Source organism: Faecalibacterium intestinale (assembly GCF_040096575.1).
In the GTDB taxonomy this organism is placed as follows: domain Bacteria; phylum Bacillota; class Clostridia; order Oscillospirales; family Ruminococcaceae; genus Faecalibacterium; species Faecalibacterium intestinale.
In genome coordinates, this window is record NZ_JBBMEN010000002.1 from 89,780 (window position 1) to 112,915 (window position 23,136).

Sequence of the window (23,136 nt, forward strand, 5' to 3'; positions counted from 1 at the left end):
CCCCCACCCCCTGCCAGACCGCTGGCAAGCTGATAAATTTACGCCGATCAGAGCGCGGGAAGATTTAACAGAATGCGCTGTGCATGGTGCTATGCGGCACGATCATGCAGCCACAGGCACAGCGCTGTTTTGCCTGTCTCTGTTCGTCCGGTGCAGCTGGGTAAGAGTTCATCAGGAGATTTCTATCCACACCCTTCCGCGAGGAGGGCGACAGCAAAAGCAGATGATGCAGCGAACAGGTACAGCAGACAAAATAAAAAAGCACAGAGAACCGCCGAAGCGTTTTCCCTGTGCTTAATAGCTACCAGACGTCTGGCGGTACTCTATGCCTGCTTTTATTTTACCACATCAATGAACCAGCGTCAAATAGATCATGCAGCGTTCGCCGATCTTCGGAAGTCAACCATTAAATTCTACAAAAATTCAGAAAGATTTCTGTTCATTTTGAAACAATACAAATAGGCCGTCAAGGTTTCACTTTTCTTGCAGCCAACCTTTGATCTATTCTGTTCGCCGTATTTTCTTTATTACCACGCTTTCTTTTGGGGTGTGGTGTTGCACTTTTCTTACATGGCTATGCCAAGTTCATTCAAACACTGTTGGAACATGATCGCGCTGCTCTTGTACCCGAAGATTTTTCGCGGGTACTCATTGATCCACTTCTCTGTCTCCGCCAACTGCTCTTTGGAAACCTTTGAAAAGTCCGTACCTTTCGGGTGCTTCCTGCGAATCATGCCGTTGACGTGTTCATTGCTGCCGCGCTCCCATGAAGAATAGGGATGGCAGAAGTAAATCTTTGTCCGCGGGATCGTCTTGTTGATGCACGACCGTTCCAGCATATCCGCCGCCGCAAATTCTGTGCCATTGTCAAACGTGATGCTCTTGAAGATCAGCCGGAACTTCCTTGCGCCCAGCTTCCTTTCCAGCGCGTCAACCGCTTTCACAATGGTTTCTGCCTTGCGGTTCGGAACTCCTATTATAATCTCGTTGCGCGTCTTGCGCTCCGTCATGGTGAACAGCGCACAGGTCGTCTTTACTTTTCCCTTGCCGCTATACACCGTGTCGCCCTCCCAGTGTCCGAACTCCTGCCGTTCTTTCACTTCCGGGGGCCGCTGTTCGATGCTCTCCCCCGCCGGGGCGCGAGCAGCTTCTTTCTTGCAGACTTTCTTATATGCCTGCTTGTGTTTCCCGTGCCGGGGCAGTTCTTCTTGAGTGAGATTCAGGAACAAGCCTTTCTTTATATAGTGGTATATCGTCTGCACAGAAACGCTCGTCTTGAACTGCTTGCCCTCCTGCTGCGCATATCCGAACACCGCTGCCGGGCTGCACTCTTTATTCAGGATCGTGGTTTCGATGTAGTTTGCAAGCTCGTAATCCTTGCCGATTTTCAGGGCTGGGCCTTTGTCCCGCAGGTGCGCTTGGTATTTCTGCTCCGCAATGTCCGGGCTGTACGCGCTCACAAGCTCCCATGTATCGCCCACCAGCCGCTGATACTCCCCGCGGTGTAGCTCATTGTACACCGTGGAGATATGCACCCGCAATTTGCTGGCAATGTCCTTGGGTTTCATGCCCTCGTTCAGCCACTTCTCGATCCGAAGCCGGTCTGTCCATGTCAGATGTTTGAATCTTCGCACGTTATTTTCCTCCTTTCTTTGTCGCTTTGTTTCGCATTTCAAATGTAACCGACTTTTGGCGTTTTGTCAACGGGGCCACCGCAGGGCAACAAAAAAATCCCCGCCAGCGATCCGGGTAGGATCACCAGCGGGGATGTAGTTTAGCTCAGTCGTCCCGGATGGGGAGTGCCTTTGCTCTCGTATACAATTCAGTTCCGGTTCCGTTACCTCCCAGAGCGTGATAACTCTTATAGAGGTATTCAATGTTCTTCAAACCGGGCAGGTCGATGTACCCTTTCTCGATGTAATGGGTACACGCCTGATACAGCCGGTCGTGGAGAATTGCCAGCAGACCGTTTTTGATTGCCTTGTTTTCCTCTTTCTGTGCCTTGATCTTCTTGGAGAGATTACGGTATGCAGCGGTCAGACCTGCCGCCACGATGCCGAAAAGCCATTGCGCCCAGTATTTGACGATAAATTCCAGCATCGTTTACTCCTTGCGATTCTTGTTGTCCTCCCCCACGTTACCGAAGTGGGCCACAGTAGTGGTTTCTGCGGATTTCTTTTCCATGTAATCTTCGAGCTTCTTCTTGGTGAAGTTGAACACGATCTGCACGATCCAGTCCAGCGTCCGCTCATTGATCGCCCAGTCCAGCCAGTCGGGGGTATAACCACGCAGTACGGCAATGACGTGAGCTTTCTTTTCTGCGCCCGCGCCGCTGCCGAACTTTTCTTCTGCATTGACGATCCACTTGTACACGGTCTTTGCGACAACAAGGCCATAGCCCAGACGTACCGCCGCCAGTGCCGTGACCACAAGGCCAACCACCATAAAGATGACAGCCAGCCATTCAGGGAATGCCATCAGAAAAACTTTCAGAATGTTCTCCATACTGTTTTCCTCCTACTCTTAACCAACCCAACGGCTCTTTACCGCACGGGTGTCGATATGTACCCAACCAGCAGGGCGACCGTTCTTCACGGGATAACGTCCAATGCCGCCGGTATCTTTCAGCAGAGTTTCGGCGTAGGCCGCAACCGTTTCTACGGCCACGCCCCGCACCCGAATATCTGCCGCCATGCCGTAGCAATGCTGGCTATACGTTGCGCCCTTGACCGCCTTGTTGTGGGCGGCAGTGCGATATGCGCTTGTGATCGTCACGGCCTTTCCGAAGTGATCCCGGATATTCTGCAACAGCTTCACAAGAGCATCATCAATAAAGATGGGATCAGTCCCATCCTTGCAACGGAACTCTTTCACGGTAAAGTTTGCAGACAGTTTCTTGCCCCCATCCTTTGCCAGCGAATATGCGTTAATTGCCATTTTCTTTTTTTCCTTTCCGGCTCAATGCCTTACCACAGCCGCCCGCGCAGCACTCAGCGTACAGCACGGCAAACTCTCCGCGTTCTGCGGTCGTGTCTACTCCCGCCGCTTCCAGCTTACCGAGCAGCGTTTCGCACAGATCAGGCCACTTTCTTTCCATCGTTCTTTCCCTTCCAGAGCGTTTCCTCTGGGTCTGTCTTTCCGTACTTCCGTACAGCATCAAGATAAATCTGGTTCAGCCGCCACCGTAGACTCTCACTCTCCGTGTGTTCCAGCAGCCCCTTAATACTGGCAACACGGCGTTTGAACGCTTCTTCATCCATCTGCCCGGAAGCGTAAAGCTCTGATATTTTCTTGACCTCCCGTTTCAACCGGCCAACCGTGCTTTTGCGCAGCTTCATGTAGGCGGGCCAAATGCGCACACCAACAAACTCCACGCCCATCCGCACCGGTCGGATGCAGGTTTTATTGTTCAGGTCAAGCTCCAACTCTTCATGCAGGAATGTTTCGATCTTCGCTTTCCACTCGTGCAAGGTTTCCTTGTTCTCCCCAAGGATCACAATGTCGTCCATGTACCGGATGTAGTAGTGGATTTTCAGAACGTGCTTGCAATACTGGTCAAGTTCGTTCATGTAAATATTGGCGAAGAGTTGAGAAGTGAGATTGCCTATCGGCATCCCCACATCGTACAACCATTCCTCCGGCGGAGTATCTTGCGGGGCTTTGCCGCGGGGCAACCCGAACGGCTCTGCTCTGCTGTTTACCACGCTTCCGAGGAACTTCATCAACTCCGGGTCTTTGATACGCTTTGCCAAAATTTTCAGTAGCTTCGCATGGTTCACCCGGTAAAAGAACTTGCTTATATCCAATTTCAGGTAGTACCATCCCGGCCCCGGTTTCCGGTCTACTTGCCGCATCCAGTATTGTAACCGTGCTGCGGCCTTGTGGCTTCCCTTGCCTTTGCGACAGGCATAGGAGTCCTCAATAAATAGCCGGTCGTAAATCGGATTGAGGTATTGGTACAGTGACCATTGCACGATCCGGTCAGAGTATGGCAAGGCCATCACTAACCGCTTCTTCGGCACGGACACCCACAGTTTCCGGTATGGGCCGAGCGGACAGTCCACGGCGATCATCTGCTCTTGAATCTGAAACAGATTGTGTTCCAGATTTGCAGTAAACGCCAGCACTTCCGCCCGGTATCGTTTGCCCTTGCGGGCTGAGTGGTCAGCTTCTACGAGGTATTCAAACTCGCAGATCACATTCCACGCATTTTGAATCGTGTTTATTTCGTTTGGCATTTCTGCCCTCAATTCCACCGCGCCGCGCGTAGCGTTTCCGTTTTCGCGGCAATACATATTTTTTCCGGTCGTGCTGACCGGAACGGAAACGGATTCCTTTAGACCCACACACCGACTGCGACCCGTAGATCACAGCCCCCATATCCGGCGTGGAATCCCGCCGAACAAAAATGTTCTTGTGGTGTAAAGCGGAACGGCCCCCGTTGTTCGTCCACGAATTAGAGCGCGGATTGTTGAGGTTCAAGTTGAACACACCGGCACTCTCGCCATTGTTCCAGTTGCCGCCGCGGATCGGACACGCCGTAAATAACCCGTTCCCGTATGAAAACGGCAGGCTTTAGAGCGAAGCAATGTAGCCGCCCAACAGCCTGCCTATTTCATCGTTGAATTTCGCCCACGTTTCATACTGGTGCATCGTCAAGGGCGGCGGGTACTTGCCCCCGTGTAAATCCTTACTCGCCGCCAGCCGGACAAACTTTCTCAATACGGCCAGCTCCACGTCCATATTTTGCGTGGTGGTCTTTTTGAAATATCGCCGGTCTATCTCAACGCTGTACCGGAGAATTGCCAACATACTTCTGCGAAGTTCATCGGCCAGCTCACGGTCTTTCCGAGGAAAGCTCATTGTGAGCGGGTAGCCATAGTCAACCATTTCTCCGATCTTCTCCGCCAAATGGAACGGTTCAGGCTTTTTCTTTTTGTCGCCCTGCTGGGGCGGCACTTCGGCTTCTGCGTTCGGCACAGTCAACACCTCCAAAAATCAGCGCGGCGGGCCGCTGGCCCACCGCGCCTTATGTTCTATTTTTGCTTTGGTCTGCGCTACCGCGCAGCCCGTCAGCTTATCAGGCTTCAGCGGGCAGCTTTACAAAAGCGGAACGGCCCCCGCCGCTCGCCCACGAACCAGAGCGCGGAGAGCCGAGGTCCAAGCTGAACACACCGGCACTCACGCCATTGCCCCAGCCGCCGCCGCGGAACGGACACCGCTCGTCAGCGGCATTGTTCGCCCAGAAGTAATCGCCGCCATAGTTTGCATCAATGCCATCACCGGTCAGCGCGGTGTCCGGCATCAGAGCAAGGGACATAAGGATCAGCTTTGCAGCATCGCCAACACTGGCCGCAGCCGTGGTGTCCTTGAACGCTGCGCTGCGGCTCTCGTCCTTGGAATCGCTGATTGTGGTATCCCACTCCCAGTGATTGTTTACTCGGTTCAGCTTGATGGTTCCGGTAGTCGTGCCGTTGCCGTCCGGTGCAACCAGAGAGCCGTCACTGGCCTTGATTGCCCGCCATGCGCTGCTGGATGCACTGTTGCTCACGCTGTTGTCGGCGGCGTTGTTGTTGGGGATGATCTGCAACTCGCCCTTGACCAGACGCAGACCGATGCACCACTCCCAAATATTACCGTTCATGTCCCAGATGCCGTCCATGCGCCCGTTGTGGCTCCACGGCAGCGGGCCAGTGCCGGTGCGGACACGGGCAGTCTTGCCGTTGTCCTGCACACCGGGGACAGGGATTGCTTCGTAGTAGGTTTCGGAGCTGTCCTTGCCATAGTTGTTATTGCCTTTCGGCTCACAACCGTGCTTGTGACACCACAGTGCGACCGCCGCCCACTCTGCATTGCTGATCTCGTGCCAGCCCGCGCCCTTGGCGTTGGTCTGGGTCACGAACCAGTCAAGCGGATGGGACACGGTGGGATCTTCTGCGGGCAGGCTGTATGCGCGGCCAGTGTCGGTGCAGGTGCTCTGATACTTGCCAAACCAGAAGCCGTCAATCTCCTTGCCGTTCACGATGAACGCCGGGTGGGTTTCGGTGCTCTGGGTGGACAGCACATCGCACAGGCGGAACTTCGGGATAAACACATGGATGGACGGCATTTCCTTGTCGTCAAAGAGCAGGTCATTGGTGGGGAATGCAGTCTGCACCGCAAGGCGGGTAGCATCAAAGTTAGTTGCCATAGTCTTTTCCTCCCTTACAGAATGTCAAAATCTTCGATAGACCACAGGCGCAGGGTCACGTCGTCGGTGTTCAGCGGCTTGGCCTTGCGCTCGATGTGGGTCTTGTGGGCGGTATCTTCCGCCGTGGTGTCCTCTGCTGCTTCGGTTTCACCCTCCACAGCTTCGGTCATGGTAGCGTTTTCGGCTTCGCCCTCAACCTCCACGTCCTCATACTCGATTGCGGGGATTTCTACCTCTGCGACATAGAATCGGCTGTCGCTGCCGTCGATCAGCAGATTGCCCTCGGCATCGCCGGTGATGGTCTTGGTCACAGGGTAGTCACGCTGGTACTTGGCAAGGTTCATGGTCAGAGTGCCGTCTGCGAAGTCCAGCTTCGTGCCGCGCAGCTCATACTCAACCTTTCTGCCCTCGTTCAGTTCGATAACATTCATCAGTTCATACCTCCCGTTACTCTCACAACGACCACGACGGTCTGAGCAGAGCCGTCATGTTTCAGCTTGAAACCGTTGGTCAGCTTACCGGACACGGTAATGTCCCCCAGCCGCCCGCCGGTGTAGCTCTTAACGTACACGTCCACGCCATAGTTGGCATTCTTTCGGGTCTTTGCCAGTCCCACGCTGACCTCGTTGATCCCGAACGGCCACTTGCTGCCGTTTTTCAGCGTCACCTCTTTGACTTCTGCCGCCACCTCCGGTTCCAGCGCAGACAAGCGGCTGTTCTGCTGCGTGTCGGTGTTCTTCATGCTGGCAATGTCCGTAGTGTGACTGCCGGTGGTCTTTTCCAGTGCGGCCAGCCGGGTGTCCTGCTGGCCGTTCAGGGTCTTGATGCTGGCAATGTCGGTGTCGTGGCTGTTGCTGGACGTTTCCAGCACACCCAGACGACGACCGAACCAGAGCAGCATAATGTGGATGATGTTCGCCGCCATGTTGGAATCAGAGATACCAACCTCCATACGGTTGAACTGATCCTGTTCCAGCAATGTACCCTGCTGGATAACCTTGCCGTCCTGATCCTCAACATGGTTGCGCCAAAAGGTTCTCTTAAACATCAGCATTTTCTTCTATCCCTCCTTGCTCAGAAAGTCTTTTCCAGTTCTGCGTTTGCTTCCGCCAGCCGCAGCACTTCGGGTTCGACCTCGACCAGCGGGAACGTAAACCGCAGCAGACCGGCGTTGATGCTGTCGCGGGACAGGCTCACGCTCTGGCTCCCGGCCAGCACACCGTTGTTGTCGTAGACGCGCACACCGGTGATCGTGTCCTTTGCACCGGAACTCGGTGCATTGACATAGACCACCACGGCAGTCCCGGCAATCTCCTTGCTGTTGATCTCGCCGTCAACCCAAGTGCTCTTGTTGAGCTGGTACTGGAAGCGAGTGACCGCCCGCAGCAGTTCAGCGCGGCGGTTATTCAGAAAATTATCCGTAAAAAAAGCCATCCTCTTTCTCCTTTCTCTGCAAAAGAAAAAGCCCTTGCGGGCTGTTGCAGCTTGTTACAGGTAGGTCTTGCCGCAGACACGCGGCGTGATCTTGAACGCTTCGACTTTCACCTGACCGCCCGCCGTGGCCGCTGCGCTGGTTCCCAGCGTTGCCGCGCTCGGCTTTGTGCCGGTGGTCGAATCGCCCGCTTCTCCCGGACTTCCGGTGAATGCTTCCACTCTGGTTTCAGAGTAAAGCGGCATATTGGCGGTGTAGCCCTTTGTGCTGGTAACGGGCAGGTCGCCGGTCACGCCGCTACCGGTTTCCGCCGGGGTGATGGGGTAGCCATCCACCGCCGGGGTGGTTTGCAGCTCTTGTCCTGCGCTCCAACCTTTCGTCGCCACCTCCGGGATTGTGCCGGTGATTTTCGGGAACGCAAGGAACACTCCGGTGTTCGCCGCTGCGTCCAGCTCTGCGCCGGTCGAGTAGCCCAGTTGGGCGGGCTTCCAGTATGTTCCGCAGTACGGAATACCGCACTCCGGCACTTTGTAAGCCATGCACTCCACCGTCACGCCAACGCCGATGCTGTGCCGCACCATGTAGCTGATCTGTTCAAGGTGAGCAGACAGGCGTTTGGTGTAGCCCAGCAAGTCCTCCATTTCCCGGATGGTGTGATACTGCGCCGCCGCTTCCGTAATGTTGACGTTCAGCCGCCAGAAGCCCGGAGTGCCGCCGTAGTCGAACCACTCTTCTACCTCGGAATCAGGGTACACGGCACTTGCCTGTTCCCGGACGGCCTTGACCGTACCGGCGTACCGCTGAATCTCAATCGCCGTTCGGACGATTCTCCGCTTTGTTTCCACGTCGGCGGTGGAGTCGTACCACTCGATTTTGAGGTAAACGGCCATCTGATCCAGCACACCCTCGTCGCAGGTGTCCACTTCGGAGAACGTCATGCCGGTGTCGAGATATTCAAACATCCTGTCTTGCAATTCTCCGTAGACAGCGGACAGGACTTGCGCCCACGGCTGTTCTGCAACAATCCGCGGCAGGCCGTCCGTTATCCTTGCGTCCCGCAGGTTAATCATCCTCGATACCTCCGTAGATGATCGTCGGCGTTCCGCTCAGTTTCGGAATTTGCACAACGGCTTTTCCCGAATCCATTCCGTTCTCGATCACCTTATCGACCGGCTGGCGCAGCTCCACTCGCTTCACGCCAGCGGCCCGCAGGCGGGCGATCAGCTCCATCGGGTTAATGTCCCGACCAATGGAACGCTGCCACTCCTGAAATTCCTCCACCGCTTTTGCCACGCTCTCCTGAACGATGCTTGCTCCTTTGGAATTTCCAGATCCGATGTAATAGGTGAAGTCGATGGAATATTCCACCTCTTCCGGTGCTTTGCAGATTACGCGGTCTGTCATAGGGCGGCGGGCTTCGTTCATCAGATACGTTTGCATTTCGCTCATATCCTTTTCGCTCGGCATCTTGCCGCCGGTCAGCATGAAGAAAATGTACACCGTGCAGGCCACGTCCCGCGGGCTGACAGCGATTGCGCTCTCTACGTCCGACCGAAACGACATAGCCCAGAACTCGTAAGCGTCCTTTGGGCCAGCGCAGGAGTAGGTCGTGGGAGAAAGCCAGATTCTACGGGTCAGGCTGTCGTCGCTCTCCACGTCTGCGCCGCCGCTGCTGGTGTCGGTGTTCTCCACCGCCGCCACATACGGAATGGCATCAACCAGTGTATCAACAACACCGGGCGGAATGTCGTTGCCGCCCGCGCCTACCACTTCGGCCTGTGCCAGCACATCCACATAGGTCTTGCCAATGTCGATCTGTGCATAGTCCATTGTGGCAAAATAAACCCCCGCGGCAGTTCTGACGCGGGTTCCTTGCGGGATCATGGCAACGGTTTTCTGAACGGCAGACAGCGTAAAGCGAACCGTCACCGTTGCATAGGTTGCCGGGGTGCGCTTCACGCCAAACGGCAAGCCCATGTTGTCCAGCTCTGCGCCGGTCGCTGTTTTCAGCAGCGCACAGCGGGTGCGCTTCTCCGCAATCTGAATCATCATGTAGTACAGCTCCGTCATGCTTTTCAGGGTAAGCATAATCGGGTCTGCTTTGTTCAGGGGCGGGGCCGTACCGTTCACGGCCTTATAGTTCCGGGTATAGATTTCCGTCACCAGATTGCTTACATCCTGCAACGTAAGGTTTCCGGTAACGCTGTACTCCGGTATATCGGCAAACTCGGCAATGTTAGACAATCTGTACCACCACCTTTGGCCGGATGCGTCCTTGCTGGCTGTGGCTCGTTTCATACTCCACTTCCAGCACTTCCGCCCGCGGCTCGTACTTCTTTGTTTTGCGAATGATCTCTGCCGTGAGCATCGCCTGTGCAGCTTCGGCGGGCAAACTCAAACATTCCATGTTCAAGCCAAACTCCCGGTCAAGGGCTTGTTCTCCCTCTTTGCTGCCATAGAGTGTCAGCAGACAGTTGTAAATATCCAGTTCTTCGGTTTTGCCAGACGGCTCAATCTCAACGTCGAAGCCGCCAAGCGTCATAGTTTCAATATCGTCGCTCACGGTGCGTATTCCTCCAACGTCAAAGTAACCTTACCGTCTTTCAGTCCCCAGAAACGATGCACCGCACCCCATCCCGTCGTCACCTTTGTCAACTTGAACGGATTCTGCGACATAGGTTTGTTGTTCAGGATGAAGTAGTCAATCGTTCCAGCTTCACAGTGCTTCATGAGTGCGTCAAAGATTTTGCGCGGGTTCACGCCCAGCTTTGAAACCAACTGGATTTCAAACTGGTACGACTTCAAACCCGGCCCCGTGTACTCGCTCTTGTCTTTGCCGCCGATTACACTGTGCGTGGCCCAGTTGCTTGATGTGCTTCCGTTTATTTTGTCAGGTGTCAAGACACGCCAACTTGATACCGTAAATATCAGTCCCGCATAGCATCCAATGCTTCCCCATGCCATAGGATCACCCCCTTACGGTGTCGGAGTTCCGGTTTCGCCAGCAACAACATACGGGCCAGCCGTGGCCGCACCAGAATGAGTGTGCTTGTGGTTTACCAGAGAAATGCCGTTGATCTTGCAATCGCCAGAGCCACCAGAGATATTCACGGTCGATCCCTTGATGTTCACCGTCGTTCCGTTGAAGTTCAGCGTAACGCCCTTGATCTCAACCGTTCCGTTCTGACACACCTTTACGGTGGAACTTCCCACCTTGAAAGTCATGTCACCCTTGACGGTGTACTCCACGTTCTTCCCAACGGTTTCTTTCACATTGCCGTCGATGGTTTCCGTATAGTCGCCGGTGTCGCCGTCGTACTGCTCAAATGCTTTTCCCTGCTCGTCGTTGTAGTCGTGCCGGTAGCGGCCTTTCTTGCCCTCGACGGGCTTGTTGTCCTCATTCCAGATCGTGCCGATGCACGTTCCCATTTCCTGACTGTCGGAGTTGTGGAGGACGCAGACCAGCTTGCCTACGACCGGCATCCGGTACATGGCATTGGAAACCATGCAGATTTCATCCGTGACCGAATCGGCGCGATCCTCGTATGTAACCTCAATGGTTCCGTCCTCGTAGTTCACCTTGGACACAGAGCCAATTCGGATAACGCTGCTCATGCTGTTACCCTCCCACTCTGCTTGCAGAAACTTTCGTCACCAGACCGGAAGATTTGTTCAGCGTGTGGCTCACGGTGTCCATGTAATACTTCCCGTTCAGTTTCCCTAGTCCCTTTATATTGATGCACATGGTCGAACACAGACTCAGGTTTCCCATCGTCGAAAAAGAAATGGTCGTGGCCGAATGGTTCTTGTTGTCGATGGCCGCTTGAAGCTGCCTTTTTGCGTCCGCTTCGCTGGACGCATACTGGTTCAGTTTCAGCATCCTGTCGGCAGTACCGATTGTGACCTTGATGTTGACTTTCTTTTTTTGGTTCGAGTAGGTGAACTCTCCGCCGGTGTACGTCCCGGAAAGCGTTGTGTTCCAGCTCAAAGAGTTAGGCACAATGTCCGCCGGGGTAAAGGTTGCTACTGCATCCTTTTTCTTGTACTGCTCACGATCAAAAATCCAGATTTTTCTCCGGTAGGTTTTGAGGATCAGGCCATAGGTGCTGCAAAGTTTTTGCAGGAACGAACTATCCGTGTCGTCCTGCTCTTTCAACGCAATGTCCACGTCCTCGGCATCCATGCTGCACCCCAGCCCGTACCGGTCGGCAATGGTCTGAGCGATGCGCTTGATGGAGGTCTTTTTCCAGACGCACTCTTGGTTTTTTTCGTGAAAGCTCGTTCCGTTCGGACGGGCCACCGCGCCGATGGTCAGCACACACGGCCCAGCGGAATAGCTGAGATCGTCCACCACCAGCGTCCCGCAGTCAAGCGGGGTGCTGTCACCCTGCACGATCCAGTTTTTCGTGCAGAGTGTCGGGTGTAGCACAGCTTCCTTATCCGGCAACCACGAGTTGATCCACTTATCATCCACCGCGTTTACCTTGATGGAAATGCTGTCGCTCGAATCTGCTCCCCGGTCGTTATAGGTGAAGCTCTCCACATCCCCGGAAATGTCCCCGGAAATATCGGTGTCGTTGTACTCCAATTTCAGGATCGTTTTTCTGGGCTGAATCGCAATCATATATATCACCACCTACCTTTTCCACGGCGGCAGGTTATCGTTTGCCGCCACCTCTTCTTCAATGTCCGGCGTGACTAGCTCAATGCCGGAATCGAATCTGTAAATCTCGATGTACTCCCGGTTTGCGGCCATCAGCACATCGGCTTTCAGCTCGTCACCGTAGACGGATTTCGCAATGCCGTCCCAAGTGTCGCCGCTCTTTGTCGTGTACGCCATCAGGCCACCCCCTTACGAAGCATATTTGACACGGCCCTGTTCGCGCTCTTCCTCGCGCATTTCGCGCTTGAACTGCTCGAACATTTCCCGCATCATTCTTTCGATTTCCTCCGCCTTTGCATCGTTTCCAACGGTGATCTGCGGTGCAAAAACAAACTGGGAATCCTTGACGCTGTTGGAGCTTTCGTTTCCGCCGCCCGCAGCGCGGTAAGCACTGGACGGCATATCCGGCAGGGTTTTCTCGGTGTCCCTCTGCGGCAGCATATAGAGCGGCGTTCCAGTGTCGGTCAAGACACCATCCTGCCAGCTCGACAGCACCGTGCCGCCGTTGTAGGTCTTGGCCGCTTCGGTCAGCATAGAGGTGATCGTGCTGTCCCCGCCAAAATACTTATTCAGCACCAGCGGGGCAACGTCGGCGGCAATGCTGGTAGCCGCCAGAGCCAGAGAACCGTCACCGGCCAGCGAGTTGTTGGCGACCGTCCACAGCAGGGATGCAGCGTCCCCCGCCGTGCGGATGCCGTTGGAGCGCAGGGCGTAGTCGGCATAGGCTTTGGAGAAGTCGATCAAGTTGTCCAGCTTCTCGTTGCCCGTTGCACTTGCGCTGTTCTCTGCAAAGTCTTTCGCGGTCTGGCGCGTTTCAGCCGGAACATCTGGCGTTTCTGCGGCGGGCGGCTGTGCCGCGTCCTGCTGCGGCAGCATATAGAGCGGCGTTCCAGTGTCGGTCAAGACACCATCCTGCCAGCTCGACAGCACCGTGCCGCCGTTGTAGGTCTTGGCCGCTTCCGTTACGGCCTTTGTTACCGTGCTGTCGCTTCCCAGATACTTGTTCAGGATGATGGGTGCAACGTCGGCGGCGATACTGGTCGCCACCAGTTCCAAAGAGCCGTCCCCGGACATGGCGTTGTTCGCCACCGTCCACATCATCGACACCACATCACCGGTGGATTTGATGCCGTTGGAGCGCAGGGCGTAGTCGGCATAGGCTTTGGAGAAGTCGATCAAGTTGTCCAGCTTTTCCTTGCTTCCGTCGGTGAAGCCGCCGTTCGCAAAATACTGGACGTTCTGCACACCAGCTGCGCGGGTCGCGTCCTCACCAGACACGCCCAGCATACGGCCAGCCCGCACCCAGTTTTCCACGTTGCTGTCATGGACGCTGGGCTTGAAAGAAATAACAGCTTCCGTTCCAGCTTCACCGGCGATGCTCACTCCACGGGTAAAGCCGCCGTTGGCGAAAGCGGGCATTGCCACTTCCGACAGGTTGAAGCCGAACGTCTGACCGGCGAAGTTCTTCGCCACCGGAACGTGTTCAAGCCACTGGGGAACCGTGAACGAGAAGCTATTTAGGGCGCGAATGATGCCGTTGACGACCGTGACCGTCACCGATACGATGCCCTTTATCAGCCCAACGATGGACTGAATCACAGGCTCTATCACCGGCAGCAGTCCGTGGATCACATCGACCACCAGCTTGATCGCATTTATCAGGGTCGTGCCGACCAGACTGATAATCATGCTTATCAGCGGCGACACCGCCGGGAACAAATCGTTTACCGCGAAGCTCAACACATCTGCCAACAGCGGCTTAATGTGGTTCACGCCGAGGTCTACGATCTGACCGATCAAACCCTTTACCGACTCGATAATCGGGATCACCGCGCCGAACGTAGTTCCCAGATCGTCGATGCCGAAGATGCTTTTCCCGCTCAAACTCTGCTGGATATTTTGCAGGTTTTCCAGTGAGAACGCACCGGCCAATGTGTCGTGGATGTTCCCTGCGATGCCCTGCACTTTCCCGGTGAATCCATCAAAGAGCGTCAGGCCCTTTTCGCCAAACACCTGTCCGATGATCTGGCGAATGTCCTCGAAGTGATCTCCCAACAGGCTGACCACCGCGATCACAGAACCAAGACCGGCGATCACCGGGCCGAATGTGGACATAAGGCCCGCGAAGATGTTGAAGCCGCCTTTCAGGACGGGCGATGCCACAGCTTTACCCAGACCGAACGCTTTGCCGCCGAAGTCCGCCACGCCGGACACAGCCTTGCCAACTTTCGTCTGACCCGCAATGCCCTTGATCTGCGTCCACGCTGCGCCGCCGCTCTTCGTGGCGGTGCTTGCCGCCATGCTAGAGATCACGCTGTTCAGCTTAGAACCGGGGGCAATGTTCAATCCGTTCAGGAAATTCACGCCACCCTTTGCAATGCCGCCTTTGATCCCGCCGGGAATGTCGGACAGGAATGTACCAACATTCGCCGCCATCCCGGACAGCTTCTTTCCGGCTCCCGTCTGCGCAAAAACGCTTCCGAGTGCCGATAGAGACGCATTACCTTTCGTCATAGCGGTGCTTGCCGCCATACTAGAGATCACGCTGTTAAACTTCGATCCGGGAGCGATGTTCAGGCTGTTCAGGAAGCCAACGCCCTGTTTCGCAATGGTTCCGGGAAGATTTGTAACCGCCGTTCCGATCCGGGTTTTCCCCACATCACCTGCGGCAACCGCAATTCGGTTCAGAGCCGGGAAGCTCTGCCGGATGGTCTGCCCGCGTTCCGATGCGCCCATAACGTCTCGAACAAAGTCGATTTTTGTTTTTCCATCGTTCTTTGTCAGGCCGGTAAAGTTTTTCAGTGTAGCCCACAGGCCAACACCCGCACCGTTCGCCTTAGTCGCAATATTTTTCAGGAACGAGTTTTGCGGCTGCGGGCCGATGGACGGGGACTGGATGCCCGCCATCTGTGCGCCGTAGCTCATGCCGCTGGCGATGGTGCGGATGCCGTTGAAAATCTTCCCGCCGCCGGTAGCGGCCCCGCTCACTCCCTTTGTGACCCCGCTGACGACTTGAAGAATCTGCGGCGCAAACCGCATACCGGCCCACGCCGCGCCGATGCCGCCGAGCGTGGCGGCTACCTTGTCGCCATTGTTCAGCAGGTATTCGATTACTTCCTTTACCCGTGCCGTTATATCCGGCAGGGCTGCGCGGAAGTCGTTGATCTTCTCGATGCCGAACCCGGCAACGTCTTTCAGAATAGGCAGGAAGTTGTTTCCGACTTCGATGCGGACAGCCCGCCATGCGTTGCTCAACATCGTCAGTACAGATTCGGAGGTTTCGCATTTCAGCAAGAACTCCTTGTACATACTGCCGTTGTATTTAGAAGCATCGCCCACATCGTCCAGCGTCTTTATGAACAGGTCAAGGTTTCCGGTCAGCTTTGCACCGGATTCAATGGCCCATTGGCCGAGCAGCGTTTTCAGATAGCCAACCTGTTTGTCTTTCGGCTGGCTTCCAATGGCCGTGAACAGGCTCTTTATTGCTGCCGGTGCATCCGTCTGCATATCCTTTGCAAACTGTTCCGCAGTAAAGCCGAGCTGTTCAAATGCCGCCGCCTGTGCGTCGGTCGCCTTTGATCCCATCGAGAGGTTTGTGTACATCCGGCGAATAGACGTTGCAACCTTACCGGAGTCAACACCCATTGCCAGAAGTGCCGTAGACAGAGCCGCCGTACTTGCAACGTCCATACCGGCGATCTGGCCGAGAGAACCGGTGTCATTCACCGTCTGGGCGATTTCTGCGGCGGTCGTCGCATAATGCGCCCCCAGATAGTTGATCTGGTCAGCCAGCTCCATAACCTGATCGTGGTTTATGTCGAAAGCCACTTCCCACTTTGCGGCCCAGTCGCCCGCCTGATCTGCGGAAATGTCCATAGCCGTTCCCATTTCAGCAACATCACGCAGGAAGCCGTCACTTATCAGGTCGTCCATGCTCTTACCAGACTGACCGGCAGCAGCCGCAAGACGGGTCAGTTCTTCGGCGGTATACGGAATATCCGTGCTCAAATCAAGAATGTCTTTCGACATTTCTTCGTAGTTGCTACGAATGACTTTTCCGCTGTCGTCCGTCAGTCCGCTAACGTACTTCGTCACATCCAGCATTTCGCTTTCAAACGAAACCGATTCTTTCGTGGTATCGACCACGGCTGCGGCTATGCCACCGGCGGCGACTACTGCACCTTTGGCGATATTCTCCGCGAACTTCGATGCGCCGTTTGCAATGCTCCCGATCTGCGTGTTCGCCAACTTCACCGCCTGCGCAAGTGAGTTGTCAACGTGACCGCCGATCAGGATGGAAAGCTCTAGTTCTTGATTTTTTGCCATTCCTCCGCAACCTCCCCGTGAATCTCCACCAGCTCACGCACAGGCAAGTTCAGGTAAAAATCTGCGCTTGTGTGCGTGACTGTGGCGAGAGCTATCGCCGCCTTTCTGATTGTTTTGTAGCCGCCCTTTAAGCGAAAAAATCCTTGTGGTTGACACCTGCGCGGAGCTGCACAGCTTCCGACAGGGGCAGGCCGAGGAAGAACGCAACATCCTTGCCGGTCGCCATAGAAGCGATCAGGCAGCAGTAGTAGTAGTTCAGGGTCTTTTCTGCTGCGCGAATGTCCTCTTCCTCCATGCGGTTCTCCGCCTGACGGACATTCATGCCGGTCATGTTGGCGACACCGGACAGATCAACGGAAGTGTAGGTTTCGCCCTTGTAGGTATAGGGCTTGCCGAACTTCATGACGTGGCTATGATCGTCCTTGTCGTCGCCGTTCTCTGCCGTCGCGCTGCGGAGGGATGCTTGTACGGTCTGGCGTACCTTTTTGCTTGCGCCGATGGGAAGTAGCTGGAAGAACTCAATGGGGAGCTTCGTTGCTGCTGCGGCCAGAGCGTCGGTGTATGCGGTGGCAGTTTCGGGGGTAATCATCGCGGCCAACTCACCCTCGTTGTACAGCTTCTTGATGATAAGCACCGCGTCCTTGATGGTCAGGCCGTCCAGACCGGACAGGTCGATCTCGGTATACTCCTTGTCGTCGAACTTATAGGGACGGGCCAGCTCGATGATCTTCGGGTTCTTCTTGACCTCTGCGGTTTCGGTCTGCTCTGCGGCGGTAGAAATGTTCTTCTCCATGATGAAGTTTCCTTTCTGTCAGATACAAAAAATTGACCGCCCCGGTCTTTCGGGGCGGTCATTCGTTTCCTTTGGGATCAGATCAGGGCGGCAACATCCGCCAGCATATCCTCACCCTGCACACGGTAGATACCGTTCAGTTTGTCGATGGCGATAATCTCTTCGCCGTCGTTCTCGATCATGAGGTACGTCAATTCGAGCTTGACCTTTGCTTCCATGCCCTCGCCCGCCTTGATCTTGCCGGGAGTGAACTCTTTGACACGACCGATCTCGACGATTCGCAGGCCCTTGTAGGCATAGCCAAGGCTCTTATCGACCGCCTGCTGCGCCACACGGAAAGTCAGATTGACCTGACGCTTCGGGGACAGCACGTTGACAAAGCTCGAATACACGAGGTTGAAAGAAACCTCCTGCTCGATGCTCTCAAACTGGCCGATGTTCGGTGCGCTGATCTTGCCGAGGATGCCAGAACCGGAAACATCAATAGTTTCCGAGGTGATCTGCGGCAGGGTGATCTCCGGGGCCGTGCCGATGGCTTTCACGCCGTCAATATAGACGTTGAAACTGTTGACAATTTCCGGGGTCAGGTTAGTATCCAGTGCCATAACTCATATCCTCCTTTCTCGTTTAACCGCCCAGCGCGTCAGAGATCGCGTTGGGGTCGAACTCCACCAGCTCTTCGATGTCCTCCGCCGGGTTGAACGGGGACAGGTACTTGTGGAACGTGATGCAACCATTCAGCAGCGAGGTGGTCGGGTTCTCGCTCTCGATGTACTGAATCTCATGGCGGGCGCAGATGCCGCGGGAAACAAAGCTGTTGCCGCGCACGTTCTCGCTGTCCACCAGAGCTTCGATAAGCCTTTTGTTCAGCGGATCATCGACTTTCTGGAAGTAGGTCTGAATGAACGTGTTATCGTCCCAGCTCATAAAGCGGCGGACGCTGAACCAGCGATCCTTGGGGTCGGTGTTGCCGGGGTAGCAGGCCGTATTGTTGCCCCACAGACGGAAGCCGTTCATGTTCAGCCACGTTGCCACGCCGAACGAGTTGACGACGTTTGCCTGCTCCTGATCCAGCAGCACTTCCGTGCCGTCTTTCAGGCAGGCGGCGGAGATTGCCAGCGTCTTGTTGGACGGGCTGACATAGGGAATGTCGCCATTGGCTGCATCGGTCGCCACGGTCAGTGCAGCGGCCATAGCAGAACCGGCATAGACCACATCGCCCACCTTGGCATACAGCCAGACAGGGTAGCAGTTCGGGCTAGTGACCGCCTGCTTCTCTTTCTGCTGCTTTACCTCGGTGTAGGTGGTTGCGCCTGTGGCAGAGCTGTCAATATCCACGATACAAACAGCCCGGAACACGCCGTTGATGTTGCCGGTTTTCGCCTGCAAGCCAGCGGCAACGGTAGCATTCTCCGACCAACCGGGAGCCAGCAGAATACCGGGGGTCATGTTCAGCGCGGGGTAAATCTGACGGATTACCTCCATGCCGGTTTCTACGCCCTTGGCATTCACACCGCCCACAATGTCGGCGGCGGTAACGGCATCGGGGTCGATCTGCACACCACTCACGGTCAGGCTGGTTGCGCTCGCGGCCTTTCCGCCGGGGATGATGGCAATGGTCACATAACCGTCATCGTCAAAGGCTGCGGTGTAGTCCGTGCCAGCGGTCAGGGTCGTAGATGCGGACTTGACAACCAGCTTGTCCAGCAGAATGTCTTTCTGCTCCACAGTTGCAACGCCACTGTTGACCTGCACGGTGGTTTCTGCCATGTCCTTCTTGTGCTTGTTGGGGTCGAGGACGTTAATCAGGATCACCGGCGCAACGCCCATCACCTTGAAACAGGCCCCCATGCTCTGACAGATGGTGTACTTGTCGTAGTCGTTGCTATAACCGACCGCTGCGGTCGCACCTTTCAGGGTGTTTGCCAGCATTGGGGTGTTGGTGCAGTGATAGGGGTCGCTGGCGCGGTTGATCGGCGCAGTACCGATCACCACCTGCAAACCAGCGGTAGACTGTACCGGTGCAACAACACCGGTCGGCTGCTCAGTGACGTAAACGCCATGCTTATAAACTGCCATGCGTTACTCCCTCCTTTAGTTCAGTGCCGCCTTAACCGCGGCAAAAATAATACCCGCGCCGCTCTTGGGGTTTTCCAGAGCTGCGCGAGTATTTGCGAAGTCGGCGATGGGAACCATCAGGCCCCGTGCCGCCGGGATTCTGTTCAGGAAGTCAGCCACCGCGTCCGGCAGCGCGTCGCCGTCGCTGTACACGGTAAACTGCTTCACAGTGTTCTTTACGGACGGGCCACAGTACACAACAGGGCCGGTCTTTTCCACCGCTGCGGTATTCTCTGCGGCGGTCTGCTTTCTCTCGCTCATATTAACACCTCAATTTCCGGGTTGTTCTCGCTGCTCATGCTGGGGCAGGTCACGTCCATCTGCACGGTAGCGAAGTAGTACGGACTTGTGTTATCCTGCTGGATCGCACAATCAATGGGGAGCAGCACGTTGAAGTAATCGCCAAAGACGTTGTAGACGCGGAAATGCTGGGCCAAATCCTGCATGATGTTGTACAAATCCAGCACCGCCGGGGCTTTCATGTCCCGCGCTCCCTCCGCCTTATTGCGGCTGGGTGTCTGGTATGTACAAATAATCAGGCTCATGTCCACCAGTTCCGGCTCTTCCATCTTGTCGATGCTCCAACCTGCGGCCTTGACCAGAATAAACGGGGCGGCGGCGGCTACTGTGTCCACATCTTCGTCGTTGCCGAAGTCGGTTGGAAATTCAAAGTCGAAGATGTTGAGCGGCTTATCTTTGCCCTGACCGCTGAACGTCTTGCCCTCAAAGAGTTTTTCAAGCTCTTCGTGCAGACACTTCACAGCGTCAACCGGCGTATAGTTGCTTTCTCTCACTTTGCTTTCCTCCCGGCTTGCAGCAGAATCTTGGACACCTCATGCTGTAACCGCTCCTGCAAGATGATCTCGCTGTCCGGCTCCACCTCTTCCCGCCATACCGTACTGTGCATAGCACTGGCCGACGGGCTGGACATGGTGTAGAGTTTTTCTACAATGCCGTTCCTGTTCCTCCATCTTGTCGATTTCGGGTTTGTCGCCGGACGACCGAGAATCCTCTGCACCATGCCAACGTGTCCACTGTCGAACTTCACCAGAAAGCCCTTACTCGCCTGACCGTAATCGGTCTGTCCGCCGGTCAGCGGGGTCATCGGATTTTTCTTCAAGACACGGGAGGTGTGGAACTCAGGCGACAAAACCCAGCTTATTCCCATGTGAGGAACAGCCGGGTTTGACTGAAAATCGCCCAGATCGTTTCGGCGGCTGGAAATAAAAATCTCCGCCGTGGGGTTCTGCGTCGTCGCCCTGTTGCGGATTTTCAACGCATTCAGGTGACGGCGACCGGCGGAATTGACGGCGTACCGAAGCCGTGCTTGCCGCACCATCATGTTCTTGGCTCTCGTTGCGGTCTGATTTACTGCATTTTTCATGGCTCTGGGAGCCTTGTCATGCAGATCACCGAGCGCACGTTCCACCTCACCGATGTTCGGCACTTGCACATCGTAGATTGCTTTTGCCATTACTGCCGCACCCTCTCCAATGTGACCAGATACAAGCCATGTTCCGTCTGGCAGTTTTTCACCGAGTATGTGATGTTGTCATACTCCATCGGTTTCCCGATTTTCGGAGCGGGACCATAATCTTCCGCCCGGACAAAAAATTGCTTTTGCGAAATGTACAAGCCTTGGTCGAAGTTTTGTTTGGCTCCGGCTTCCCAGTGCGATTTGCGTTCTCTCAGGTCTACCTCATACGGCACAACATCGAACTCTTCTCCGTCGATGGTGTGCTTTTCGACAAACTCTTGAAAGAAAACCTCGTCAATGTCGGCCATTGCCATTTCCAGAAAGTCGGTCATGGTTGCACCCGTTACTCCGCGGAGGTCTTGCGGGCCTTTCTGCGGGTCGGTTTGTCCTCCGCTGCGGGCTGCGGTTCAGGCACATCGCTGTCGGCATCTGCCTGTTCCACGATCTCGCGGGTTTCCTCGTCCGGTTCTCCATAGACTGCCACGCCCTGCTGCACAAGGCGGTCGGCTTCGGCATCATCAAGGTAAACAAATTCCCCCGCCATAATCAGCTTGGCGGGGGCGTGTGCCTTGGGGCGGTGGCCGTAACCACCGGCGATGATCTGAACGATCTTCATGTAGCTGCTCCTTTCCGGTTTAGCCCACCACGTTTGCGGCGAAGATGTACGGGTTCCTGTTCTTGGGAGCGGCCAGAGGACGACAGCCCAGACGGAGCTTGCGGGTGTCCTTGTCCTGATCCACGACGAACTTCGGAACACGCTTTGCAGCATAGGTCGAGTAGTTCACCTGACCGTAATCCATCTGGGTGATGGAGCCGTACATCATGTGGCCGCAGTTGGGAGCAGTCACCATGGCAGCATCGGCAGGGAAATACTTCTTCGTCACGCCGTTGTCGTCGGAGTAGGTTTCATCAACGCTGAACACGGTGAGCATGAAGCCGCCGAAGTTCAGAGTACCCATGAGCACAACACCGTCGTACTTGGAAAGCTGCTGGCGAATCTCGCCGGTGATGATACCGCTGTTCTTGTCCAGAAGCCGCTGGGTTGCTTCATCGGTCAGGATATAATCAGCAACATCCGTTCCGAGGATCAGATCGGCGGCAGGCAGGCCACGAGCGGACAGCATACGGCACATATTACGCACATCGCTGCGATAATCGCCGCCAGTCTCGTTCCACTTCTTTGCCACGGTATACAGGTGGTCGCTCTTTTCGCCGGTGAAGAAGCGCACCTGCTTGGTGTCGCCCTGCGTCACATCGTCGATGTACTCCACCATATCGCAGCCGTTGTTAATCATGGTCTGCGAAGCCATCCACTCTTCGCGGCGGGTAATGCGGGCATCCATGTCGGCCATGTCATCCACCAGCAGGCGGGCGGCTCTCTGCTGCTCGTCCATACCGGGATAGATTGCTTCGCCAAAGCCGCGCTTGGTCAGCTCGTCCAGCGTCAACAGACGGGACGGTGCGATGTAGGCGGGCTGGATGCTGGTGATCTCATAGCCGCGGCGGGTCATGGGAATGTCGCCAACACGGGGAGCAACAAACGCGGCCAGTTTGCGGTCGCCGTCGCGGTACTCGGTAATAACCTTGTCGGCCTTGAAAATGTCACCTGCACCGGTCGGGAAATAGCGATCTTTGAAGAAGCCGACCGCCGGGACGACCTCTTCAACGGCTGCTGCCAGAATGATGTTGTCGAAGAAATTCAGAAGAATCTCAGCCATTGTATGTATCCTCCTTTCACATCTCAGTCACGGGCAGGACTGCAATGCCGTTCATACGCAGTGCGCTCTTGTCCGCTTCGGTCATGGTGTACTCGTCTTTGACCACCAGTTTGTCGGGGTTGAAACAGCCCGCCAGATAAACGGTGGTGGTTGCATCGCCGGTGGCCGGAACGGTCACTTCGTCGGTCAGGATGCAATCTGCGGTCAGCGTGTCGCCAGAAGCGGCGGTACTGCCCAGAATGTACAGCTTGCCGTCCTTTGCACTCTTTGCGAACACAGTTCCGCGGGTGTAGGTAGCTTCCTTGCTGCCGACACTGGCAATTTTGCCAGCACCGACGCGCTTGGGCGGGGTCAGCCCCACGATCAGGTTGTCGTACTCGACCTCGCCCAGCTTTTCACTCAGCATCTTAGTTGCCATA

At 55.5% G+C, this 23,136-nt stretch carries 29 protein-coding genes; all 29 read right to left on the bottom strand.

Translation table 11 applies throughout. From position 1 onward, the window contains the following. Positions 1-566: 566 nt before the first annotated feature. Positions 567-1,634, bottom strand: a complete 1,068-nt coding sequence (locus WMO20_RS02170; protein ID WP_349185694.1) for an IS30 family transposase — start codon at positions 1,632-1,634, stop codon at positions 567-569. A 145-nt stretch (positions 1,635-1,779) separates the two neighbouring features. Beyond that, complete coding sequence (locus WMO20_RS02175) at positions 1,780-2,100, bottom strand: hypothetical protein (protein WP_120020108.1); 321 nt, start codon at positions 2,098-2,100, stop codon at positions 1,780-1,782. Positions 2,101-2,103: 3 nt separating this feature from the next. Then, the gene (locus tag WMO20_RS02180) at positions 2,104-2,505 is read right to left on the bottom strand and encodes a hypothetical protein (RefSeq protein ID WP_120020107.1); all 402 of its coding nucleotides are present in this window, start codon (positions 2,503-2,505) and stop codon (positions 2,104-2,106) included. 18 nt (positions 2,506-2,523) lie between these two features. Continuing rightward, a complete protein-coding gene (locus WMO20_RS02185) occupies positions 2,524-2,937 on the bottom strand; it encodes a YcbK family protein (RefSeq protein WP_349185695.1) in 414 nt (137 codons plus the stop codon). Next, positions 2,927-3,097, bottom strand: a complete 171-nt coding sequence (locus tag WMO20_RS02190) for a hypothetical protein (protein WP_165853658.1) — start codon at positions 3,095-3,097, stop codon at positions 2,927-2,929. The genes WMO20_RS02185 and WMO20_RS02190 overlap by 11 nt, the downstream gene beginning before the upstream one ends. After that, positions 3,078-4,346 carry a reverse transcriptase domain-containing protein gene (locus WMO20_RS02195; protein ID WP_349185696.1) on the bottom strand — a complete coding sequence of 423 codons (1,269 nt, stop codon included), beginning with the start codon at positions 4,344-4,346 and terminating at the stop codon, positions 3,078-3,080. Before WMO20_RS02195 ends, WMO20_RS02190 begins: the two co-directional genes overlap by 20 nt. Positions 4,347-4,575: 229 nt before the next feature. Next, entirely contained in the window at positions 4,576-4,980 is a 405-nt protein-coding gene (locus WMO20_RS02200) for a four helix bundle protein (protein ID WP_120020105.1), read from the bottom strand. A 100-nt stretch (positions 4,981-5,080) separates the two neighbouring features. Then, on the bottom strand, positions 5,081-6,190 hold the full coding sequence (locus WMO20_RS02205) for a hypothetical protein (protein WP_349185697.1): 1,110 nt from the start codon (positions 6,188-6,190) through the stop codon (positions 5,081-5,083). 14 nt (positions 6,191-6,204) lie between these two features. After that, positions 6,205-6,621 (bottom strand): hypothetical protein, encoded by a 417-nt coding sequence (locus WMO20_RS02210; RefSeq protein ID WP_156060161.1) that lies wholly within the window; start codon positions 6,619-6,621, stop codon positions 6,205-6,207. Next, on the bottom strand, positions 6,621-7,244 hold the full coding sequence (locus WMO20_RS02215; RefSeq protein WP_120020102.1) for a hypothetical protein: 624 nt from the start codon (positions 7,242-7,244) through the stop codon (positions 6,621-6,623). Before WMO20_RS02215 ends, WMO20_RS02210 begins: the two co-directional genes overlap by 1 nt. A gap of 20 nt (positions 7,245-7,264) precedes the next feature. Continuing rightward, positions 7,265-7,624: a hypothetical protein gene (locus WMO20_RS02220; protein WP_349185698.1), complete on the bottom strand. Its 360-nt coding sequence runs from the start codon at positions 7,622-7,624 to the stop codon at positions 7,265-7,267. A gap of 54 nt (positions 7,625-7,678) precedes the next feature. Continuing rightward, positions 7,679-8,692 (bottom strand): phage tail protein I, encoded by a 1,014-nt coding sequence (locus tag WMO20_RS02225; RefSeq protein WP_349185699.1) that lies wholly within the window; start codon positions 8,690-8,692, stop codon positions 7,679-7,681. Then, the gene (locus WMO20_RS02230; RefSeq protein ID WP_156060158.1) at positions 8,685-9,920 is read right to left on the bottom strand and encodes a baseplate J/gp47 family protein; all 1,236 of its coding nucleotides are present in this window, start codon (positions 9,918-9,920) and stop codon (positions 8,685-8,687) included. The genes WMO20_RS02225 and WMO20_RS02230 overlap by 8 nt, the downstream gene beginning before the upstream one ends. Beyond that, positions 9,859-10,185 carry a GPW/gp25 family protein gene (locus WMO20_RS02235; RefSeq protein WP_349185700.1) on the bottom strand — a complete coding sequence of 109 codons (327 nt, stop codon included), beginning with the start codon at positions 10,183-10,185 and terminating at the stop codon, positions 9,859-9,861. The genes WMO20_RS02230 and WMO20_RS02235 overlap by 62 nt, the downstream gene beginning before the upstream one ends. Further along, positions 10,182-10,586, bottom strand: a complete 405-nt coding sequence (locus tag WMO20_RS02240) for a phage tail protein (RefSeq protein ID WP_349185701.1) — start codon at positions 10,584-10,586, stop codon at positions 10,182-10,184. Before WMO20_RS02240 ends, WMO20_RS02235 begins: the two co-directional genes overlap by 4 nt. 12 nt (positions 10,587-10,598) lie before the next feature. After that, the gene (locus tag WMO20_RS02245) at positions 10,599-11,237 is read right to left on the bottom strand and encodes a phage baseplate protein (RefSeq protein WP_120020096.1); all 639 of its coding nucleotides are present in this window, start codon (positions 11,235-11,237) and stop codon (positions 10,599-10,601) included. 4 nt (positions 11,238-11,241) lie between these two features. Then, complete coding sequence (locus WMO20_RS02250; protein WP_349185702.1) at positions 11,242-12,246, bottom strand: phage late control D family protein; 1,005 nt, start codon at positions 12,244-12,246, stop codon at positions 11,242-11,244. A 12-nt stretch (positions 12,247-12,258) separates the two neighbouring features. Further along, positions 12,259-12,462 (bottom strand): tail protein X, encoded by a 204-nt coding sequence (locus WMO20_RS02255; RefSeq protein WP_349185703.1) that lies wholly within the window; start codon positions 12,460-12,462, stop codon positions 12,259-12,261. A gap of 12 nt (positions 12,463-12,474) precedes the next feature. Continuing rightward, positions 12,475-16,611, bottom strand: a complete 4,137-nt coding sequence (locus WMO20_RS02260) for a phage tail tape measure protein (RefSeq protein WP_349185704.1) — start codon at positions 16,609-16,611, stop codon at positions 12,475-12,477. A 127-nt stretch (positions 16,612-16,738) separates the two neighbouring features. Beyond that, positions 16,739-17,404, bottom strand: coding sequence for a phage tail assembly protein (locus WMO20_RS02265; RefSeq protein ID WP_349185705.1), 666 nt, complete (start codon positions 17,402-17,404; stop codon positions 16,739-16,741). A gap of 77 nt (positions 17,405-17,481) precedes the next feature. Continuing rightward, positions 17,482-18,009: a phage major tail tube protein gene (locus WMO20_RS02270; RefSeq protein ID WP_120020091.1), complete on the bottom strand. Its 528-nt coding sequence runs from the start codon at positions 18,007-18,009 to the stop codon at positions 17,482-17,484. A 22-nt stretch (positions 18,010-18,031) separates the two neighbouring features. Continuing rightward, positions 18,032-19,483, bottom strand: a complete 1,452-nt coding sequence (locus WMO20_RS02275; RefSeq protein WP_349185706.1) for a phage tail sheath family protein — start codon at positions 19,481-19,483, stop codon at positions 18,032-18,034. A gap of 15 nt (positions 19,484-19,498) precedes the next feature. Further along, positions 19,499-19,783: a hypothetical protein gene (locus WMO20_RS02280; RefSeq protein WP_349185707.1), complete on the bottom strand. Its 285-nt coding sequence runs from the start codon at positions 19,781-19,783 to the stop codon at positions 19,499-19,501. Beyond that, the gene (locus tag WMO20_RS02285) at positions 19,780-20,316 is read right to left on the bottom strand and encodes a hypothetical protein (RefSeq protein ID WP_156060151.1); all 537 of its coding nucleotides are present in this window, start codon (positions 20,314-20,316) and stop codon (positions 19,780-19,782) included. Before WMO20_RS02285 ends, WMO20_RS02280 begins: the two co-directional genes overlap by 4 nt. Further along, a complete protein-coding gene (locus tag WMO20_RS02290) occupies positions 20,313-20,996 on the bottom strand; it encodes a hypothetical protein (RefSeq protein WP_349185708.1) in 684 nt (227 codons plus the stop codon). The genes WMO20_RS02285 and WMO20_RS02290 overlap by 4 nt, the downstream gene beginning before the upstream one ends. Next, on the bottom strand, positions 20,996-21,331 hold the full coding sequence (locus WMO20_RS02295; protein ID WP_120020086.1) for a hypothetical protein: 336 nt from the start codon (positions 21,329-21,331) through the stop codon (positions 20,996-20,998). The genes WMO20_RS02290 and WMO20_RS02295 overlap by 1 nt, the downstream gene beginning before the upstream one ends. An 11-nt stretch (positions 21,332-21,342) precedes the next feature. Then, positions 21,343-21,615, bottom strand: coding sequence for a hypothetical protein (locus WMO20_RS02300; protein WP_349185709.1), 273 nt, complete (start codon positions 21,613-21,615; stop codon positions 21,343-21,345). A gap of 19 nt (positions 21,616-21,634) precedes the next feature. Next, on the bottom strand, positions 21,635-22,717 hold the full coding sequence (locus tag WMO20_RS02305) for a major capsid protein (RefSeq protein WP_349185710.1): 1,083 nt from the start codon (positions 22,715-22,717) through the stop codon (positions 21,635-21,637). Between the two features lie 16 nt (positions 22,718-22,733). Continuing rightward, entirely contained in the window at positions 22,734-23,135 is a 402-nt protein-coding gene (locus WMO20_RS02310) for a head decoration protein (protein WP_156060147.1), read from the bottom strand. Position 23,136 lies beyond the last annotated feature (1 nt).

Excerpts from the sequence above, each read along its gene's own strand:
- WMO20_RS02175 (WP_120020108.1), bottom strand. The coding sequence starts at position 2,100 with ATGCTGGAATTTATCGTCAAATACTGGGCGCAATGGCTTTTCGGCATC.
- WMO20_RS02180 (WP_120020107.1), bottom strand. The coding sequence starts at position 2,505 with ATGGAGAACATTCTGAAAGTTTTTCTGATGGCATTCCCTGAATGGCTG.
- WMO20_RS02185 (WP_349185695.1), bottom strand. The coding sequence starts at position 2,937 with ATGGCAATTAACGCATATTCGCTGGCAAAGGATGGGGGCAAGAAACTG.
- WMO20_RS02190 (WP_165853658.1), bottom strand. The coding sequence starts at position 3,097 with ATGGAAAGAAAGTGGCCTGATCTGTGCGAAACGCTGCTCGGTAAGCTG.
- WMO20_RS02205 (WP_349185697.1), bottom strand. The coding sequence starts at position 6,190 with ATGGCAACTAACTTTGATGCTACCCGCCTTGCGGTGCAGACTGCATTC.
- WMO20_RS02210 (WP_156060161.1), bottom strand. The coding sequence starts at position 6,621 with ATGAATGTTATCGAACTGAACGAGGGCAGAAAGGTTGAGTATGAGCTG.
- WMO20_RS02215 (WP_120020102.1), bottom strand. The coding sequence starts at position 7,244 with ATGCTGATGTTTAAGAGAACCTTTTGGCGCAACCATGTTGAGGATCAG.
- WMO20_RS02220 (WP_349185698.1), bottom strand. The coding sequence starts at position 7,624 with ATGGCTTTTTTTACGGATAATTTTCTGAATAACCGCCGCGCTGAACTG.
- WMO20_RS02225 (WP_349185699.1), bottom strand. The coding sequence starts at position 8,692 with ATGATTAACCTGCGGGACGCAAGGATAACGGACGGCCTGCCGCGGATT.
- WMO20_RS02230 (WP_156060158.1), bottom strand. The coding sequence starts at position 9,920 with ATGAAACGAGCCACAGCCAGCAAGGACGCATCCGGCCAAAGGTGGTGG.
- WMO20_RS02240 (WP_349185701.1), bottom strand. The coding sequence starts at position 10,586 with ATGGCATGGGGAAGCATTGGATGCTATGCGGGACTGATATTTACGGTA.
- WMO20_RS02245 (WP_120020096.1), bottom strand. The coding sequence starts at position 11,237 with ATGAGCAGCGTTATCCGAATTGGCTCTGTGTCCAAGGTGAACTACGAG.
- WMO20_RS02250 (WP_349185702.1), bottom strand. The coding sequence starts at position 12,246 with ATGATTGCGATTCAGCCCAGAAAAACGATCCTGAAATTGGAGTACAAC.
- WMO20_RS02255 (WP_349185703.1), bottom strand. The coding sequence starts at position 12,462 with ATGGCGTACACGACAAAGAGCGGCGACACTTGGGACGGCATTGCGAAA.
- WMO20_RS02260 (WP_349185704.1), bottom strand. The coding sequence starts at position 16,611 with ATGGCAAAAAATCAAGAACTAGAGCTTTCCATCCTGATCGGCGGTCAC.
- WMO20_RS02265 (WP_349185705.1), bottom strand. The coding sequence starts at position 17,404 with ATGGAGAAGAACATTTCTACCGCCGCAGAGCAGACCGAAACCGCAGAG.
- WMO20_RS02270 (WP_120020091.1), bottom strand. The coding sequence starts at position 18,009 with ATGGCACTGGATACTAACCTGACCCCGGAAATTGTCAACAGTTTCAAC.
- WMO20_RS02275 (WP_349185706.1), bottom strand. The coding sequence starts at position 19,483 with ATGGCAGTTTATAAGCATGGCGTTTACGTCACTGAGCAGCCGACCGGT.
- WMO20_RS02280 (WP_349185707.1), bottom strand. The coding sequence starts at position 19,783 with ATGAGCGAGAGAAAGCAGACCGCCGCAGAGAATACCGCAGCGGTGGAA.
- WMO20_RS02290 (WP_349185708.1), bottom strand. The coding sequence starts at position 20,996 with ATGGCAAAAGCAATCTACGATGTGCAAGTGCCGAACATCGGTGAGGTG.
- WMO20_RS02295 (WP_120020086.1), bottom strand. The coding sequence starts at position 21,331 with ATGACCGACTTTCTGGAAATGGCAATGGCCGACATTGACGAGGTTTTC.
- WMO20_RS02300 (WP_349185709.1), bottom strand. The coding sequence starts at position 21,615 with ATGAAGATCGTTCAGATCATCGCCGGTGGTTACGGCCACCGCCCCAAG.
- WMO20_RS02305 (WP_349185710.1), bottom strand. The coding sequence starts at position 22,717 with ATGGCTGAGATTCTTCTGAATTTCTTCGACAACATCATTCTGGCAGCA.
- WMO20_RS02310 (WP_156060147.1), bottom strand. The coding sequence starts at position 23,135 with ATGGCAACTAAGATGCTGAGTGAAAAGCTGGGCGAGGTCGAGTACGAC.